This is a genomic window from Shewanella sp. UCD-KL21 (genome assembly GCF_001957135.1).
In the GTDB taxonomy this organism is placed as follows: Bacteria; Pseudomonadota; Gammaproteobacteria; order Enterobacterales; family Shewanellaceae; genus Shewanella.
Genome location: NZ_MPHK01000002.1, coordinates 151,418 through 168,105 on the forward strand (window position 1 = coordinate 151,418; position 16,688 = coordinate 168,105).

A 16,688-nucleotide genomic window follows, 5' to 3' on the forward strand; every position below is an offset into this window, starting at 1 on the left:
TGATGATCCTACAGATTTACGCGAGTTACAATGCCTGTTTGCTAAAAATAACCCTCAAAAAACAAAAAACCAGCATTTCGTAAAATGCTGGTTTTAAATTGAACACAAATTATCTTATTCGGTGATAATTTTAATCCCTGGAATAATCTGCTGACTCTTTTTACCCTGCTTTTTAAGCCAGAAATAAAAGCCCACTAGCGCAATCGAAAAGAATGAGATCCAACCGATAGATTGTACAGGGTGCTTAGCAATATTAGCACCTTGATACACCACTGTGGCACTGCCGTAAGCTAGCGCGAAAGTCCAAAGCGCCGCAAATCGCGCCCACTTAGCTCCGAATTCATTCACTAATGCACCCATTGCCGCAACACAAGGCGTGTATAGCAAGATAAATAGCAAATATGAGAATGCAGCAATTTGCGAGGTAAACCCAGCTTGCAGTGCACTGAATGTTGAACTATCAACTTCAAGCTCTGCTGCGGCTTCTTCTATATTCTCTACATTTCCGATATCAATTGATAAAGGATCTTCAGGGGCAATACCCAATAAGTTTTCAGGGATAGTACTTAATGCCTCTGAAAAACTTTCAGACAGGCTAGCTAACTCTTCATCTTCATCAGCTGGGGTAGCATATAAACTGTTTAATGTGCCAACAACCGCCTCTTTAGCAAAAATGCCAGTGATAATACCTACTGTCGCAGGCCAGTTATCTTGCTCTACGCCCATTGGTGAGAACAAAGGGGTCACTTTTTGGCTTAATACGCTCAGAACAGACTCATTACTGTCTTCATGGCCAAAACTACCATCGGTACCAATTGCATTAACAAAGTTCAGTAAGGTCACCACGATAACAATGGTTTTACCTGCACCTAAAATAAAACTTTTAGTACGTTTAACTGTACGAGAAAAAACCGCTTTCGCTTTTGGCATTTCATAACTTGGCAGTTCCATCACTACCGCACTACTTGAACCTGGCAATACAGTACTGCGAAGTAATAACCCAGTACCAATAGCAGCAAAAATACCAATGATATACAGTAAAAATACTAAGTTTTGACCAGAATCAGGAAAGAACGCTGCGGCAAATAAGGCATATACAGGAAGTCGCGCACCACATGACATAAAGGGTGCCATCATGCCGGTGACAATTCTTTCGCGCTCACTACCTAGCGTACGTGTTGCCATAATAGCCGGTACAGAACAACCAAAACCGACAATCATTGGCACAAACGCCTTACCCGGTAAGCCAATTCGTCGCATTAATCCATCAACGACGAAGGCTGCACGAGACATATAGCCTGATGCTTCAAGTACCGATAACGCAAGAAATAATGCTGCAATAACCGGTATAAAGGTCGCCACGGTTTGAATGCCCTGACCGATACCGCCAGCGACAATCGTCACTAACCACACAGGTGCACCGATAGAGGTTAATAACGCGCCTAAATGGTCAACGAAAATGGCCCCCGCTGTAATATCAAAAAAGTCAATAAACGAGCTACCAACATTGATACTGAACATGAACATTAAATACATCACTAACAAAAACACCGGAACACCGAGTGCAGGATGTAAAATCAATTTATCAAGCTTATCACTGGTGCTTTCAAACTCACCCACTTCCACAGATTGGCTAAATACCGTCTCAACAAAGTCAAAACGGGTGGTTGCCACTAACACTTCAACGTCTGTTCCTGATTGCTCGGCGATCTTAGTACAATCATTAACAACATCTTTTAAGCTAGTGTTATTACATTTTCCACAGCCATTACCGTTTCCAAGCATAGCAAGTGCGCGACCGCGACTTAGATCGCTAGCATGTTGTTGCAGGGTTTGTACGCCCGCTTCAATACGCTCATCATAATTAAGCATTAAAGCAGACTCAGAGATTTCGCCTTTTAGTAACTTTAAGACTTGATCTTGAACCTGTTTAACATCGTTTAGCTCTCGCGAACAAACGGCAATGACAGGGCAACCTAGCTCTGCAGACATTTTATCAAGGTTGACTTCGATACCTAATTTTTTAGCCGCATCGATTTTATTCAACACCACAACCATTGGAATACCCAGCTCTCTTAATTGAACTGTGAGGTAAAGATGGCGCTCGATATTGGTTGCGTCTACAAGATTGATGATGCCATCAATTCTTTGTTCGGCGAGATATTGCTGGGCGATTTGTTCATCTAAAGAGCAGTCGCAGCTATTTCCAGCCGGTAATAAATCGTAAATACCCGGTAAATCAGTTAAATGAATATTAGTGTTATCGAGAGTGAAATAACCGGTTTTCTTTTCTACCGTTACGCCAGACCAATTACCCACCTGCTGATTAGAGCCCGTTAATGCATTAAACAGGGTTGACTTGCCAGCATTAGGATTACCTACGGTGACGCAATGAAATTCTTTAGTCATTTGTTTTTACTACCTCAATAACATCCGCTAAATCACGGCGCATACATAAACGGCTACCACGTAAATCTAATTCAACTCCTGAACCCATTGGCGCTCTGCGTAACATTTTGAATGACGTATGAGGGGTGATGCCCATAGAGAGTAATTTACGCTTTACAGTTTGAGGTAAAGAGAGTTGACCAACCTCTGCAATCTTAGCGCTGTCGCCGGGATTGAGTTCACTAAGCTTCATAAAGCATTTACCTTGGGATTATAAATATGAATTACACTAATTTTATATGAGCTAACTAAGCAAAACCTTTACCTAGATCATGTTTTACGAGTGCAAACGAGAATGGTTTTCAATTGTATTGTCAATTATGTGATAAAAGCCCAAAAGAAAATAGTGCTTTGAGTATTATTATTTGATAACGGCTGAATTAGCCGCCAGTTTGAGGAAAAGCTTTAGAAAAATGTTATCGAATGTCCCGCGCAAGTAAACCAAAAGTAAACTCATCATGCCAATGAGAGCCTATTTTATAATTTTGTCTTAAGCAGCCTTCGTTAATAAAACCACAAGCCGTCATTACCTTGGCTGAAGCGATATTTTGAGTTGAGCAGATACCAATATATTTATGAATACTGAATTGATGAATTCCCCAATCAATTACAGCATTTAAACTTTCTGTAGCATAACCTCGGCCCGACACCTCAGGAGCAATGATGTAACCCACCTCAGCGCGCCTTAGCAAAGCATCATCACAACAAAAGCCTGTAAAACCAATAAAGGCACCGGTGTGTACATCTTCAATCACTAACGTTAACCACTCTCCAGAATCAAACTCCCACGGCGCAAGTCTTGAGTTGAATTTCTGTTTAATGGCTAACTCAGTCATTGGCTCACAGATATATTGGATGACATCAGGATGTTGATGCAGGCGGTTAAAACTGTCCCAATCCTCCTTGATTAAGGTTCTAATTTTTAATCTGTCAGTATATAGCGCAATCATTAACTGGTTAGCTCCAATAAAAAAGGCAGCCTAAGCTGCCTTAGTCAACATAAGGCGTTTAGCCTCTGCTGGTTACTTCTAATAAATGGTAACCAAATTGAGTTTTAACTGGGCCTTGTACTTCATTTAAAGGCGCGCTAAATACTACTTCATCAAACTCACGAACCATCATTCCTGGACCGAAAGAGCCTAGTTCTCCACCTTGTGCACCTGATGGACATGATGAATGGGCTTTAGCAATTTCAGCGAAGTCTGCACCTGCTATGATTTGCTGCTTAAGCGTTTCACATTGTTCTTCAGAACTCACAAGAAGATGCCTAGCTGTTGCCTGTACCATTTATAGCTCCTTTGGCAATTGATGCCATTAATTAATCATTTTTTTATAAAAAATAAAAGGGAGCATAAATTGCTCCCTTGTTACTCAGATTACATTCACTAAACTATCAGTTATTGGTTATTTTGCCAATTCGGATTCAATCCAGCGAGCGATTTTTTTCTCCATAACAGCCATAGGCAATGAACCGGTTGTTAAAATTTGATCATGAAAGCCCTTAAGATCAAATTTATCACCAAGCTGGGCTTCAGCATCAGCCCGCAATCTTAAAATAGTCAGCTGACCAATTTTGTAAGATAACGCCTGACCAGGGATAGCCATATAACGTTCTACTTCTGCAATGATGTCAGACTCTGCCATTGGCGAGTTGTCTTTCATATACTGAATTGCTTGCTCACGGCTCCAGCCTTTAGCATGTAAGCCGGTATCAACCACCAAGCGCATTGCACGCAGCATTTCGTCAGATAGCTTACCAAAATACTGATAAGGATCGCTGAATAAGCCCATTTCGATGCCTAAGTACTCAGCATATAATGCCCAGCCTTCTTCAAATGCTGTATAACCTTGGAAACGTTGGAACTCAGGGATACCGGTTAACTCTTGTTTAATGGCAATTTGAAAGTGATGCCCAGGCGCGGCTTCATGTAAAGAAAGCGTAGTCATGCCCCACTTAGGCTGTGCTTTTAAATTAAAGGTATTAATATAAAACACACCAGGACGTGAGCCATCTACAGCAGGTGATTGATAAGAAGCCCCTGCTGCTGATTTTTCTCTAAAGCTTTCAACAGGTTTAACAACATAATCAGCTTTGGGCATCACGTTAAAGTATTTAGGTAACTCTTTATTGATGTCATCTTTAAGTACCATATAGCCATCAATTAAGCCTTGGCGCTCACTAAAGAAATATTCTGGATCACTTGAAAGTGATGCGAAGAAATCGCTTAAATCACCTTCAAAGCCAACTTGCTCACGCACTGTATCCATTTCAGTTAAAATGCGTTTAACTTCTGAAAGACCAATTTGATGAATTTCATCCACCGGCATTTTAGTGGTGGTATGACTATTTGCTAGCGTTTGATACCACTCTTTACCATTAGGTAATCCCCACCAACCATCAGAAGCTCTAGCATGAGGAAGATAGGTTTCTTTAAAATAATTTCTTAAACCTGTTAAGGCTGGAATTAACTGAGTTTGAATTAGCTTACTGTACTCTGCTGTTAATTGAGTCTTATCTTGCTCAGTGAAGTCTTCAGGCATGATATTAATTGGCGCATAAAATAAGCTTTGCTTAGCATCTTTAACTAATTGAGCATCTAACTGCGGGATAATACGTTCAACCAAGACTTTAGGTAACACAACTTTACTGGCGATCCCCTCATCCATTCTTGCTTGAGCCAGCCCTATCCAATTGATAAAACCTGCAAGACGACCTAACCAGTTGTGATAATCTTCAACGGTGTTAAAAGGCTGGGCACTTTCACCACTGCCCAGTTGGATCATGCTGATAACCGTACTGTAAAACTGGTTCATTGGCATAAAATGCTCAGGATACGACTCGGCAACAAGATCCATATGACGGTCATACATGAACATATCAAAGCTTAATTGCAAATCTGCTGGCAGTTCATTTGCATTAATTGATTTTGCTCGTTTTAGAAATTGACTGTTTAGTTCATGTCGTTTTTTTAGGTAAGCCTCAGTTAATGAACCACCAAACTCAGCGTTGTAATCATTAACCCCTACATAGGTTGCATAGATAGGTTCTAATGCTAACAGTGCTTTAAAGTAATCATCTGCTAAAGCATTATATGCTTGTGCTGCAGTCTGGCTGCTTTGTTGCGCGCTTTGTGGATTCGCACTGATTGAGTTTTTTGGACTTGTTTGCTCACTGCATGCTTGAAGCGATAATAAAGAAGCAATAGCAACGGTCAGTAATGTTTTTTTCATCATCAGATCCCTGTCTGGGCCGCAAAAATACCGGCCTTAAAAATAAGATTTATCTTTTTAGTTATTATTTACAATGTATCGCAATTAGTTGTTATTAGTTAGCAAATAATTGTAACTGAGATTAACAATCTATCCTCATTATACCTAAAAATACGACTCAAAAAAAAAGCCCCTTTAAAGGGGCTTTTTTCAAATTAACAAGATTACAAAGTAATATTGTTAATTCGAGCTTTTTCTTTGATATAAGAAATATAGCTATTAGCGCTGCGCTTCGTTTTGCTGTGTTTAGCAGCACGATTTGCACGCTTATAAGCAGACTTATATTGCTTCAAGCTTAAATGAGCTAAAGTTAACTCAAGTTCAGCTTCACCTGGCTCATCCAAACCTGCTGCAAGTGCTTTTTCAAACACCGGAATTGCAGCTTTAGGCTCTTCAGCGATAGCTAGAATTTTACCTTGTTTAAGGTATAACTCAGCATCTCCAGATAACTGTGCAGCTTGGCCATATAATTTGGCAGCTTGCTTGAAGTTTTTAGCATTATGGTAGAAACCCGCTAAGATTTTAATCGACTTTTCAGTCTCTTTAATCATTCCCGATTTCATGTGCTTTTCATAAAGCTTAGCAGCATTATACGGCGCACCATTTTGCGACATAAGTTGTGCTAATCGAGTAATGTTAGCGTCAGTTTCTAGGAAACCATTTTTATATGCTAAATCATAAGTTTGCAATGACTTGGTATAGTCTTCAGTCATCAAATAAAATTGCGCTAACTGTACCCATAAACGTTTATCGTCTTGGAACAGCGGTACCATAATTTCGAGTACCTTAACCGCTTCTTTATACTTCTTTTGATTGAAGTATGCTGTTAATTTCATTTGATAAAGGCCTTTATCAGGTTTCTCTACTAGAGAAAGTCCTTTATCGGCGACTTCAAGTACTTTATCCCACTGCTTAAGTTCACTGTGTGCAATACCGATACGACGGTATACAACAGGGTCGACTTTACAAGTAAAGTCCATCCACTTGTAGTAGTAAGGAATAGCGTCTTTGAACTTCTTTTCTTGTAGTAATAAGTCAGCATACAAACGTAATGTTGCAGCGTGATCTGTACCACCAAGAATGTCAGCATCAACAGCTGTTTTTAAATACTTGATTGACGTTGCCATTTGACCTTTTTCAGCATAGAAAGAACCGATCATTCGGCCAATATACGCTGCATCAAAATCATTTTTGGTATTGACTTCAAGCAAGATTTCAATTGCTTGGTCCAAACGCCCTTCAGTGTATTCTTCGAAAGCTTTTTGAACTTTCTTACCAGCACTAGCACCAACTGCACGAGATTGACGTTCATCAATTGGACATTTTTCAGCTGCTTGAGCAGTTGAAACTGTGAGTAGCGAACTACCACACAAAGTTAGTAGCAACGCACTAGCGAGTTTACTTACTTTACGCATTATCTACCTCCTTTATCCAAAGTGAAATCAAGTTGTACAGTCATACCAGGAACCTTCATAGCCTTACCATCAATGATTTTAGGCTTGTATTTCCATTTCTTTAACGCACGAACTGCTTCGCGGTCAAAAATACGTTTAGGTTCTGCTTTAATAACTTTAACGTCTTCGATGCCACCTAATTCGTTGATGGTAAATGAAAGTTGTACATAACCTTCTTTACCATCACGTGCTGCAGCAATTGGGTATTGAGGATCAATACGTACAATTGGTGTTGCATCACCGTCACGTGTCATCATGTTGCCAAGTTTAAAACCTGTGCTAGCACCGCCAGCGACAACACCACTCATGTTAAATGCCATATTCGTATCAATATCTGATGACGTATCTGGCGGAGTAGTATCCGGCTTCGGTGGTTGCTCAGGTGGTGCTGGTGGCTTAGGTTTAACCCTAGGCTTATCCTGCACTTTCGTATCCTGCTTATCCATACTGATCTCAATAATTGGAGAATCAGTTGAAGTGTCGGCGCGTTTAGCGCCGCCACCGACCAAGAAGGCCATGAAGACAAACAGGGCGAAAGTAACAGCAGCACCAACTATGAGTGATACTATTGCTCTCAGCATATTAGTCTTTCCCCGCTGAAATCGAGATTTTGTCGATACCCGCTTTCTTTACGTTGTCCATAACCTTAACTACAAGGCCATGTTCTGCTTCTTGGTCTGCTTCGATTAATACAGCCGCTTCAGGTGCTTCAGCTAACATACGTTCAACGTTTGCTGTTACACGCTCGATGTCAACCTGACGGTTTTCCATCTTAATTACGCCTGTCTTACTCACACCAATAAAGATGTTTGCAGATTTTTGTTGTGTCGCTGTAGAAGCTTCAGGTTTCTTATAATCAAGACCTGATGGCTTAATGAACGAAGTCGTCACAATAAAGAAGATCAACATGATAAACACGATGTCGAGCATCGGAGTCATATCTACTTGTGCTTCTTCTTCTACACTAAAATGCTTTTTACGTGCCATTTTCAATACTCTCTCTAGTGGTGTGGCAAGCTATCTTTTAGCTTTTCGAGACTAATTTTCAATTTTGCATCTAATCGAGTGCTAAAAAATACACCTGATAGTGCTGCTACCATTCCTGCCATTGTCGGCATGGTTGCCATTGAAATACCAGCCGCCATCATACGAGCGTTACTCGTACCATGAACTGCCATCACATCGAACACTGCTATCATTCCGGTTACGGTACCTAGTAGACCAATCATTGGACAAATGGCTACTAATGTTTTGATAAGCAGCATACGAGCATTCATATCTTGCTTAGCTTGGGACACCCAAGCTTCACGGATACGGTGTGCATACCAAGAGGTTGAATCCTCTCTATTATTCCATGCGTTGATAATCGCTTTATGCTCTTTTGGTGCAGTCAAATTGATGTACCAAAAACGCTCAAGCATTAACACCCACATTAGAAATAGCACTGCCGCTACCAACCAGAGGATATCTCCTCCGGTGGCCATGAAGCCCCTGACAGAGTCCCAAACATCCATCAGGATTAGCATCATTAGTCAGCCCTCTTCTCAGCGTGCTCTGCAATGATACCAGCGCTTTGTTCTTCAAGAACTTGAACTACTGACTTGCTACGAGCGATAACAACCGCGTGCATTAGCATTAGAGGAAGTGCAGCAACAAGACCTTGTACCGTTGTCATCAATGCCATAGAGATACCACCTGCCATTAGACGTGGATCACCAGTACCGAACAATTGAATTGTTTGGAAGGTTGCAATCATACCGGTAACTGTACCTAGTAGGCCCATCATAGGTGCGATAGCTGCTAATACTTTAATGATTGAAATACGTGCTTCTAGAGCTGGCGTTTCTTTCAAAATAGCTTCATCAAGTTTAAGTTCAAGGGTTTCAACATCAACGTCTTTGTTTTCTTGATAAACTTTAAGTACACGACCTAATGCGTTATTACCTGGGTTTGCAGTGTCTTTACGTTGAGCTTTAACTTTAGCGCCAACAATATAAAGAGTAACTAAACGTTCAATTGAAATCAGTGCACCGATAACAAGTAAACCGATGATGATGTAACCAATTGTTCCACCCGCTTCAATACGCTCTTCGATAGTCGCTTTTTGAGTGAATACACTTAGTAACACACCACGTGCAGGGTCAACAAACAGTTTTTCGTAACCAGAAGTTGCGCTAGTGAATGATTTAACACTTGATACTTGTGCACTACCTGGTTGCTGTGAAAGCTCTTGGATTAGACCAAGGTCAGCGTTGTAGACAACGTATTTGCCATCAGCAAGTAAGTTATATGCACCAACACGAGTAACTGTAGTATTAGTAACGCCGCCATCTAAACCTGTTACATCAGCATCGAAAGTAACAACTTTACCAGATTCGACCATTTCAAAAAGTTGAGCTTCCCAGAATTGTTCTAGCTCATTAATTTTTGGAAGTTCTTTACGAGCACCAAGTTCTGCAATAAATGCATCACGGCCAGGGAACTGTGCAGTAATGTTAGAACCAACTAACTTACCAGCAAAGTCACCCGCTTCACCTTTAACAACACCGAACATTTCGCCTAAGTCACCAGAAGCAATCTTACGATCTTCTTCTAATTGTGCGATTTTACGTTCGTTATCAGTAAACGCTTGCGCTAGATCTTTACCACGTTGTCTTTCAGCTGCAAGCGCTGATTTTTCACGCTTAAGAAGAGCTGCTTTATCGCCACGCTCATTTAAGAACTCAGCTTCACGCTTCTTATTAGTTTTAGTCGCGTTAGCACGGTCTGTTTGAACTTGCTTTAATAGTTGTTCAATCGTTTTTGGTGCATCTGCAGCGCTAACCATACCTGATGTTAGTGACAGAGTTGCAGCAACGATTGCTGTAGTAATAAACTTTTTCATTATTGTGCAGCCTCCGCAGCAGGGATTGGTAAGGCGAATAGATCAGGAGCACCTTGACCACGAGCCTGTTTAATAGCTTTGCTTAAGTTACGAAGATAGCTATCTTCTAACACATCCCAACCTTTAGTTTCTGCGTTATACATCCAAGCTGACTTTTGGTCTTGGCTTTGAGCGTATAGGCTTACACGACCGAAGTTTAAGAAATCAACTAGAATTTCTTTACCATCAATTTGTAATTGACCAGTTTCTGCAATTAACTTAGAACCATATTCACGTTCAATGTTATATGCATCTAAGATCAAGCGGTACTTTTCAGCAAGTGTGACTTCAGCACTATTTAACGTATCTTTTAAACGTTGAACACGAGCTTCACGAGCGTCTTTGTTAAATGGTAAGTCTAAAGCGATAAATTGCTCTAAAGCCTCTACCATTTTAAACATTAAAGGAACAACACCTTGTCTAAGAGCATCAACACCGTCGATATCATCTTGGATAAGTTTCATTGTCGCCTGTTGGTCTGCAACCAATCCAGCAACATAGTCATTGTATGATTTTAAAGATTCGCGTTCGTCAGCAACTGAGCCATACTCAAAAAGCATGTCTTGTGCTTGATCAAAATACTTATCAACTTTGTTTTGCGACGCAGCAGCATCAGCATGAATTTTGCCGTCTGCTTTTTGTACGTCACTTAGAGGATCTGCAATCACGAAGTTGCTGCTAGCTAATGCAAGCGCGCCAACAAGTGCAGTAGCGATTTTTGTTCTATTGCTTACCTTGGACATAGTTCCCAACCAATTTATAGTGAATTAGAAAGCTTTAACTAGAAAGTAACAACCGCGATTTTATTGTTAATCGATGTTGCTCTCACTAAGTGTATCTTTCTCTTGTGATTGTTAGTTTTTTCTTCCCTATTCTATACCCGCTAAGGCATAGACCCGCTCGCATCATTTCACAAAATGTTGACCTGTGTCAACAATTGAGAACATCAAAAACTACAAGAAAGATGTGTTTGAGCATCGATATGAATCGAACGTTGCATTTTTAAACAAAGCAAAAAAAAATTGGCATTTTAAAAAGAACTGATTCAACTATTTAGGAGGGCAGATACTTTGATGTATTGAAAATTACAATTAAATAAAAAATTTCACTAGCTCTAACTTGCCACCTTCAGTTTGAATATGTTTACTAGTTTTACCGTTACGGCTATTAACTGAAGTGTATTTATGGTGTTTTCATAGCCCAGATGCTCATCCATTTCGGCATTTAGAGCTGCTTCAAACGTTTTCTTTTAGAGCATCTGACTGAGTTGATTTAAGTCTTCAGATATTTTAATGTTTTTAGCTGCTTCTTTAACAAAAGTTTCAATATCATTTTTTGTTCATAAATATCTGCCTATCTTCAACTCTATATAGAGTGCTTTTTGACAAGCAGCTACACAAATCAGTTGCAGTTTTGCGACAAAATCACATAACGCTTAATTGGGCAAACGAATTATTTAATAGTTTATGAAATCAATGAAAGCCAGTTTAACTTTTTAGTGATATCAATAAAAAGTTAAAGTCACAATTAGAGTAAATATCCCTTACAGATTAAATGCTAATACTATATAGACGCTATAGTATTAGCGTACGATAACTTTCAATTGATTATTTTGTTCCTGCAGATGTTTGACCCTTTCTCCAAGCTTCTCGCATATCAGCTTCATTTTCTTTTCTTAACTCATCAGCTAACTCGCGGGTCATGCACGTTCTCCTCTTAATGTTACTTCCTGTCTTTGCGATATATTCACACACAAGATCCTCATTATTATTCGACGCTGTTTTTTGGTCAGTTGTTGAAGCACAACCTGATAATAATATACAAAAAAATAAACCTAAATATTTACTCATAATAAACTCCACAATTAAAAAAGACATGACTCTTTCGAGTCATGTCTGTTTAAGCTTAAATATTAAAATCTAAATTAGAATTTAACACCGACACCTACGAATAAATGTCTACCTGTAGTCGCATAAGTGCGAGGGTCAGTATTATCGTTAAAACCAGTAGCCGCGTATGGTGGGTCTTGGTCAAACACGTTACTAACACCAAGTGTAGTGCTTACATTATCGAAGTAATAAGTAAAACGAGCATCATGAATTGTTTGGCTATCAACAGTACGTGAGTCGCTTAGGTCATCAAGATCGGTAGCCGCATCATTATTAGCATCAAATGGTTCTAGTGCTTCACCAATGTAACGGATCTTCCAGTTAGCAGACCAGTTATCTTGTGCTAAGTTAATGTTAAAGTTAGTCTTCCACTCAGGGAAGTTACCGTCACCACTTGTACGACGGAACCAACCAGCATTTTCAATTTTTGAACCGTCTGCTTGAGTAATTTCGTAAGTATCATAGTAAGTAGTATCTAGAACAAAGCTTAAATCACCAATACCGGTCTCAACACTGTATTGTGCATTGAAATCATAACCAGATGAATGTACACCACCAACGTTGATATTACGGTTATCAATATCACTTGAGTTACCATAAAGACCTGGGAACTCAGGACCATAACGAGTAATTAAGTCACAGTAATTACCTTCTAATGCACACTTATCTAAAATTAACTGCTCACCAATCGTTGAAATAGCGTTATCTAAGTCAATATCCCAGTAGTCAATTGTAAATGATAAGTTTTCAACAAAACCTGGACTCCATACTGCACCAATAGTAAGAGTATCAGCTTCTTCAGGAGTCAAATCTGCATTACCACCTAAAGTTGAAGACAACTGGTCACCAATTGGCTCAAATCCAACAGCTGGGACACCGTCTGCAATACAGAAAGGAGTTGGGTTAGTTGCACACTTATCTGATACTAGTGGGCTATTATCAACTAAACCTGAAAACAGCTCATTTGTAGATGGTGCGCGGAATGCAGTTGATTTAGTACTACGGAACATTAAGCCATCGATTGGCATCCAACGTAAGCCAAGCTTGTAGTTTGTAGTATCACCAAATGTATTGTAATCAGAATAACGGATAGCACCATCAAGTTCTAAACTTTCTGCGCCAACAACACCAGAAAGTAATGGGAAGTTCATTTCTGCATAAACTTCATCAACTTCGTAGCTACCAATTGTTTTTTCACGGCTAGAACCACTGGTAATACCTAAAGCAATCAATGCATCTGGTAAATCAGCACCTGACTCTTCACGATGCTCAGCACCGAAAACCATTCCTACAGGACCAGCAGGTAGTTCAAATGCATCACCGAAGATACTTGCACTCAATACTGTTTGTTCGTTTGAACCTAAGTCATGAGCTTCAAATGTAATGTAATCAAGCATTTCTTGAGAAACTTGAGTATCAGTACCTGGTATACCAAAAGTATTTAATGATACACAACCAGGAATTGGGTCATCAACAGTTCCACAAATCACATCACCATTTGCATCCATAAATGATGGACCTACAGCTAGGCTAACTTTTTCAAAGTTAACACCACCGGCACCAGCTGTGCTTGATGAGTTTTGACCGTATACGTAAGATACTTCATAACCCCAAGTGTCAGCGAATTCACCAGCCATACCAAATACACCACGAACAGTATCAACTTCAAATGACGAATCACGGCCACCAGTTTCAACCATACGACGGCGCCAGTCAGCTATATCTACTGTCTCGCCATTATCATTTTTAGGGCCTAATTGCTGATTCCAATAGTTATCTGCAGAATAAGTCGCATCAGTCCAACCAAAGAATGCTAGTGGTGCTAATGGCAGAGGTGCTAACTTAGTTTTAGATGTACGACGGTTGAATGAAACTTCAGTGAAGAAACGTACCGCATCATTAAAGCGATATTCAGCTGATGCATACATACCGTAACGCTCTTGTGGCGTTAGGTGATAGTTAGCAGGTGCATAGTTGTATGTGTCTTTATCCCAATCCCAACAATCATAACCAGTAGGGTTAGTAAAATCTGAAGGATCTGATTGACCAGGACCACTACCAGCACCATGTGTGAATGAGTTACAAGTTGCATCATCAATGCCATTATTAACACCGTTGTAACGACCCCATGGTGGCGCAGAAGAACCGCCTTTATCTAGCTCTCCAGTTGCTGGGTTTAAATCATATTCAAACTTCGACCAATCACGGTCTCCAGACATTTGCTCTGTTTGTTGCGTATAATAAGCACTTACAACAGCATTAGCGTTATCGCCAGCTAGACCAACAGTAAAATCAACTGTCTTAGTTTCGCCATCCCAGTTCTCAGTTGAACCGTCATAAGAAACATTTGCTTCAAAGCCTTCGAAGTCATTACGGGTAATAATGTTTACAACACCAGCAATAGCATCAGAGCCATAAACCGCAGAAGCACCATCTTTCAATACTTCAACACGCTTAATAATTGCTACAGGAATAGTACTTAAATCTGCAGAAGCATCAGCACCAGTACCAGAGTTAACCATACGGCGGCCATTTACTAACACAAGTGTTCTTGCACTACCTAGACCACGTAAAGATACACGGACAGCACCTGAACCACCGTTATTAATTGCGGTATTTGTTGCTGCACCTGCAACAGCTGGTATTTCTTGTAAAATATCACCAATGTTAGTAATACCTGACTCAACAAGATCTTCACGCGTAATAACTTGGACAGGGTTAGCACCTTCCATATCCACGCGTTTAATACGTGAACCTGTTACTTCAATACGCTCTACTTTTGCGCCTTCATCAGCAGCGAAAGCTACTGGTGAACTAAATGCTGCCGCAGCCGCACCGCTAATCATTGCTAGACGCACTGATTTAGCTAATAAATTCTTATGCATTGTCAATCTCCCTGGACTTATGTCTTTCTTATTGTTCCAACCTTATTAATTTAGGTTGGTTAACGAAGTTGAACATCGCTCAACTACATTCCGTATGCAATAAAATCACAAATAAAACATTAATTCAACATATGTTTCATTAATATCTGGAGAGTTAACATGTCTAGAACGGTCATTTCGTCCACAAAAATGAACACCAACAGAGTTATGCACTAAGAGGACGGCTCAAACTATTGATAATTATGAAATTTAAAAAATGTAAAACACAACATTAAATGTTGCAGGTTTGTATTCGTTTGCGCATTTTTCGTGCGGCAACTAATCCTCGAATCGTAATCAAGACAACATAAAAACGCACAACCCATTAACAACTGTTCATTTTTTATTAATTGAAAGCAAAAAAAACACCCCTTTCGGAGTGTTTTTTGATATTTGTTACGTTTAAGTATTATAAAATGTAACGAATACCGAAGCCAATACCATCATCTTCACTGATCTTCATTATGTCTTCGTTTGTTCCGCGGAAATCACTGCTGTCGATACGACCTTCAAAATATATGATGGTGTTTGTATCCCAAATATAATGAATACCTGCAGTAGTGAACTGACGCTTAAATACTTCGCCTTCATCAGCGTTTAATACGTTATCAGCATCTAGCATGTTGTATGCTAAGAAAACACGAATGTTGTTGTCAAAACGATATGAAACTAATGACTCAACACCTTTAGAGCTTTCTATCATACGGCCAATGTTATCTGTGTCATGGAATTTGTTTTCATTGTAGTTAGCAGAGAAATAAACACCTTCTGCATCCCAATCACCATATGTCACACCTAGGCCGTAAATTTCATCACGTTCTTCAATGCGAGAACCGTTTTCTAATTCACCTTTAAATTTACCCGTGTTGTAACCAACACCAACAGATAAGTTATCTGTGAATTGGTACATTGCAGATAAACCGAAAGTATTACCGTACTCTACAGTACCTAGTGAATCTTCAACACTAATACTTGGTTCGTCAGAAAAACTACTTTCGATTCCATCTTCGAAAATATCAAATTCATTTTGCTTTAATTGTACTTGCACACCAAAACTAAAATTGTCAAACGAGTTACGGTATTGAATGGTTTTGTCACCACGACCTACACCGTTAATAGCACCATCAGCTTTATTGTATGTGTATACACCTGCTGCATTACCATCCCAAACGATAGGATAGTTTGTTCCGCCAACAACGTCATACCAAACGCCCCATTGCTTACCAAGGCTAATTGAGCCGTAAGTATCGTTTGATAAACCAACATAACCTAAACGGTTAGTCAGGAACTCATCACTTTGTGATTCAAATTGACTTCCAGCACTGTAAACAATGTCACTGTTACCAAATGGGTTAACAGCCCATTCGAATTTTGCAAACGTTGCCCAACCATCATTCATTTGACGGTCAAAAGCGAAGTTAATGCGTGATGCGCCATTGACGAGTTCAGTCTCTCCTTGTCCACTATAAATACGTGCATCGATGAAACCACCAATGGCAACTGAGTTCTTCTCATCTTTATAGATTTCGATAGCCGAAGCTGTTGGAACAAACATGACAGCTGCAAGTGTTGATGCAATTAAAGTCTTTTTCATCGAGCTAAACCTTCCCATTTCATTTTCATCATTAATTTTTTGAATAATCCATTTGCATAGTTTTTTTCCATTAACTGTAGGCTAGCATGGTGAAACAGCATGAAACAAAGGGATAAATCAATAAAGCACAAGAATAAACCAAATAAACACATTAAGCAGCATGTAACACTACCAAATCAAACTATA

Annotated in this window: 14 protein-coding genes; all 14 read right to left on the reverse strand. The window is 39.7% G+C overall.

Annotation, left to right across the window (positions count from 1 at the left end; all coding sequences use genetic code 11):
- Positions 1-114: 114 nt before the first annotated feature.
- The 14 genes from feoB to BM739_RS02720 all read right to left on the reverse strand — a co-directional run bounded on the left by feoB (position 115) and on the right by BM739_RS02720 (position 16,502).
- On the reverse strand, positions 115-2,409 hold the full coding sequence (gene feoB / locus BM739_RS02660; protein ID WP_076537005.1) for a Fe(2+) transporter permease subunit FeoB: 2,295 nt from the start codon (positions 2,407-2,409) through the stop codon (positions 115-117).
- Positions 2,402-2,641 carry a FeoA family protein gene (locus tag BM739_RS02665; protein WP_076537007.1) on the reverse strand — a complete coding sequence of 80 codons (240 nt, stop codon included), beginning with the start codon at positions 2,639-2,641 and terminating at the stop codon, positions 2,402-2,404. Before BM739_RS02665 ends, feoB begins: the two co-directional genes overlap by 8 nt.
- 223 nt (positions 2,642-2,864) lie before the next feature.
- Complete coding sequence (locus BM739_RS02670; RefSeq protein ID WP_076537009.1) at positions 2,865-3,398, reverse strand: GNAT family N-acetyltransferase; 534 nt, start codon at positions 3,396-3,398, stop codon at positions 2,865-2,867.
- 58 nt (positions 3,399-3,456) lie between these two features.
- A complete protein-coding gene (locus BM739_RS02675) occupies positions 3,457-3,735 on the reverse strand; it encodes a peptidylprolyl isomerase (RefSeq protein WP_076537011.1) in 279 nt (92 codons plus the stop codon).
- Positions 3,736-3,852: 117 nt separating this feature from the next.
- Positions 3,853-5,679: a DUF885 family protein gene (locus BM739_RS02680; protein WP_076537013.1), complete on the reverse strand. Its 1,827-nt coding sequence runs from the start codon at positions 5,677-5,679 to the stop codon at positions 3,853-3,855.
- A 203-nt stretch (positions 5,680-5,882) separates the two neighbouring features.
- A complete protein-coding gene (locus BM739_RS02685) occupies positions 5,883-7,133 on the reverse strand; it encodes a tetratricopeptide repeat protein (protein WP_076537014.1) in 1,251 nt (416 codons plus the stop codon).
- A complete protein-coding gene (locus BM739_RS02690; RefSeq protein WP_076537016.1) occupies positions 7,133-7,753 on the reverse strand; it encodes an energy transducer TonB in 621 nt (206 codons plus the stop codon). Before BM739_RS02690 ends, BM739_RS02685 begins: the two co-directional genes overlap by 1 nt.
- A gap of 1 nt (position 7,754) precedes the next feature.
- Positions 7,755-8,159: a biopolymer transporter ExbD gene (locus BM739_RS02695; protein WP_076537018.1), complete on the reverse strand. Its 405-nt coding sequence runs from the start codon at positions 8,157-8,159 to the stop codon at positions 7,755-7,757.
- A gap of 14 nt (positions 8,160-8,173) precedes the next feature.
- Positions 8,174-8,701 (reverse strand): MotA/TolQ/ExbB proton channel family protein, encoded by a 528-nt coding sequence (locus BM739_RS02700; RefSeq protein WP_076537019.1) that lies wholly within the window; start codon positions 8,699-8,701, stop codon positions 8,174-8,176.
- The gene (locus tag BM739_RS02705; RefSeq protein WP_076537021.1) at positions 8,701-10,056 is read right to left on the reverse strand and encodes a MotA/TolQ/ExbB proton channel family protein; all 1,356 of its coding nucleotides are present in this window, start codon (positions 10,054-10,056) and stop codon (positions 8,701-8,703) included. Before BM739_RS02705 ends, BM739_RS02700 begins: the two co-directional genes overlap by 1 nt.
- Positions 10,056-10,838, reverse strand: coding sequence for a DUF3450 domain-containing protein (locus BM739_RS02710; RefSeq protein WP_076537023.1), 783 nt, complete (start codon positions 10,836-10,838; stop codon positions 10,056-10,058). Before BM739_RS02710 ends, BM739_RS02705 begins: the two co-directional genes overlap by 1 nt.
- 864 nt (positions 10,839-11,702) lie before the next feature.
- Complete coding sequence (locus BM739_RS20080) at positions 11,703-11,945, reverse strand: hypothetical protein (RefSeq protein ID WP_139326801.1); 243 nt, start codon at positions 11,943-11,945, stop codon at positions 11,703-11,705.
- A gap of 74 nt (positions 11,946-12,019) precedes the next feature.
- A complete protein-coding gene (locus tag BM739_RS02715; RefSeq protein ID WP_076537025.1) occupies positions 12,020-14,869 on the reverse strand; it encodes a TonB-dependent receptor in 2,850 nt (949 codons plus the stop codon).
- 448 nt (positions 14,870-15,317) lie between these two features.
- Positions 15,318-16,502 carry a porin gene (locus BM739_RS02720; RefSeq protein WP_076537027.1) on the reverse strand — a complete coding sequence of 395 codons (1,185 nt, stop codon included), beginning with the start codon at positions 16,500-16,502 and terminating at the stop codon, positions 15,318-15,320.
- Between the last annotated feature and the right edge of the window lie 186 nt (positions 16,503-16,688).

Bases quoted from the DNA above. Each gene is read 5' to 3' on its own strand.
- BM739_RS02710 (WP_076537023.1), bottom strand. From the start codon at position 10,838: ATGTCCAAGGTAAGCAATAGAACAAAAATCGCTACTGCACTTGTTGGC.
- BM739_RS02700 (WP_076537019.1), bottom strand. From the start codon at position 8,701: ATGATGCTAATCCTGATGGATGTTTGGGACTCTGTCAGGGGCTTCATG.
- feoB (WP_076537005.1), bottom strand. From the start codon at position 2,409: ATGACTAAAGAATTTCATTGCGTCACCGTAGGTAATCCTAATGCTGGC.
- BM739_RS02720 (WP_076537027.1), bottom strand. From the start codon at position 16,502: ATGAAAAAGACTTTAATTGCATCAACACTTGCAGCTGTCATGTTTGTT.
- BM739_RS02685 (WP_076537014.1), bottom strand. From the start codon at position 7,133: ATGCGTAAAGTAAGTAAACTCGCTAGTGCGTTGCTACTAACTTTGTGT.
- BM739_RS02695 (WP_076537018.1), bottom strand. From the start codon at position 8,159: ATGGCACGTAAAAAGCATTTTAGTGTAGAAGAAGAAGCACAAGTAGAT.
- BM739_RS02705 (WP_076537021.1), bottom strand. From the start codon at position 10,056: ATGAAAAAGTTTATTACTACAGCAATCGTTGCTGCAACTCTGTCACTA.
- BM739_RS02715 (WP_076537025.1), bottom strand. From the start codon at position 14,869: ATGCATAAGAATTTATTAGCTAAATCAGTGCGTCTAGCAATGATTAGC.
- BM739_RS02670 (WP_076537009.1), bottom strand. From the start codon at position 3,398: ATGATTGCGCTATATACTGACAGATTAAAAATTAGAACCTTAATCAAG.
- BM739_RS02690 (WP_076537016.1), bottom strand. From the start codon at position 7,753: ATGCTGAGAGCAATAGTATCACTCATAGTTGGTGCTGCTGTTACTTTC.
- BM739_RS20080 (WP_139326801.1), bottom strand. From the start codon at position 11,945: ATGAGTAAATATTTAGGTTTATTTTTTTGTATATTATTATCAGGTTGT.
- BM739_RS02680 (WP_076537013.1), bottom strand. From the start codon at position 5,679: ATGAAAAAAACATTACTGACCGTTGCTATTGCTTCTTTATTATCGCTT.
- BM739_RS02675 (WP_076537011.1), bottom strand. From the start codon at position 3,735: ATGGTACAGGCAACAGCTAGGCATCTTCTTGTGAGTTCTGAAGAACAA.
- BM739_RS02665 (WP_076537007.1), bottom strand. From the start codon at position 2,641: ATGAAGCTTAGTGAACTCAATCCCGGCGACAGCGCTAAGATTGCAGAG.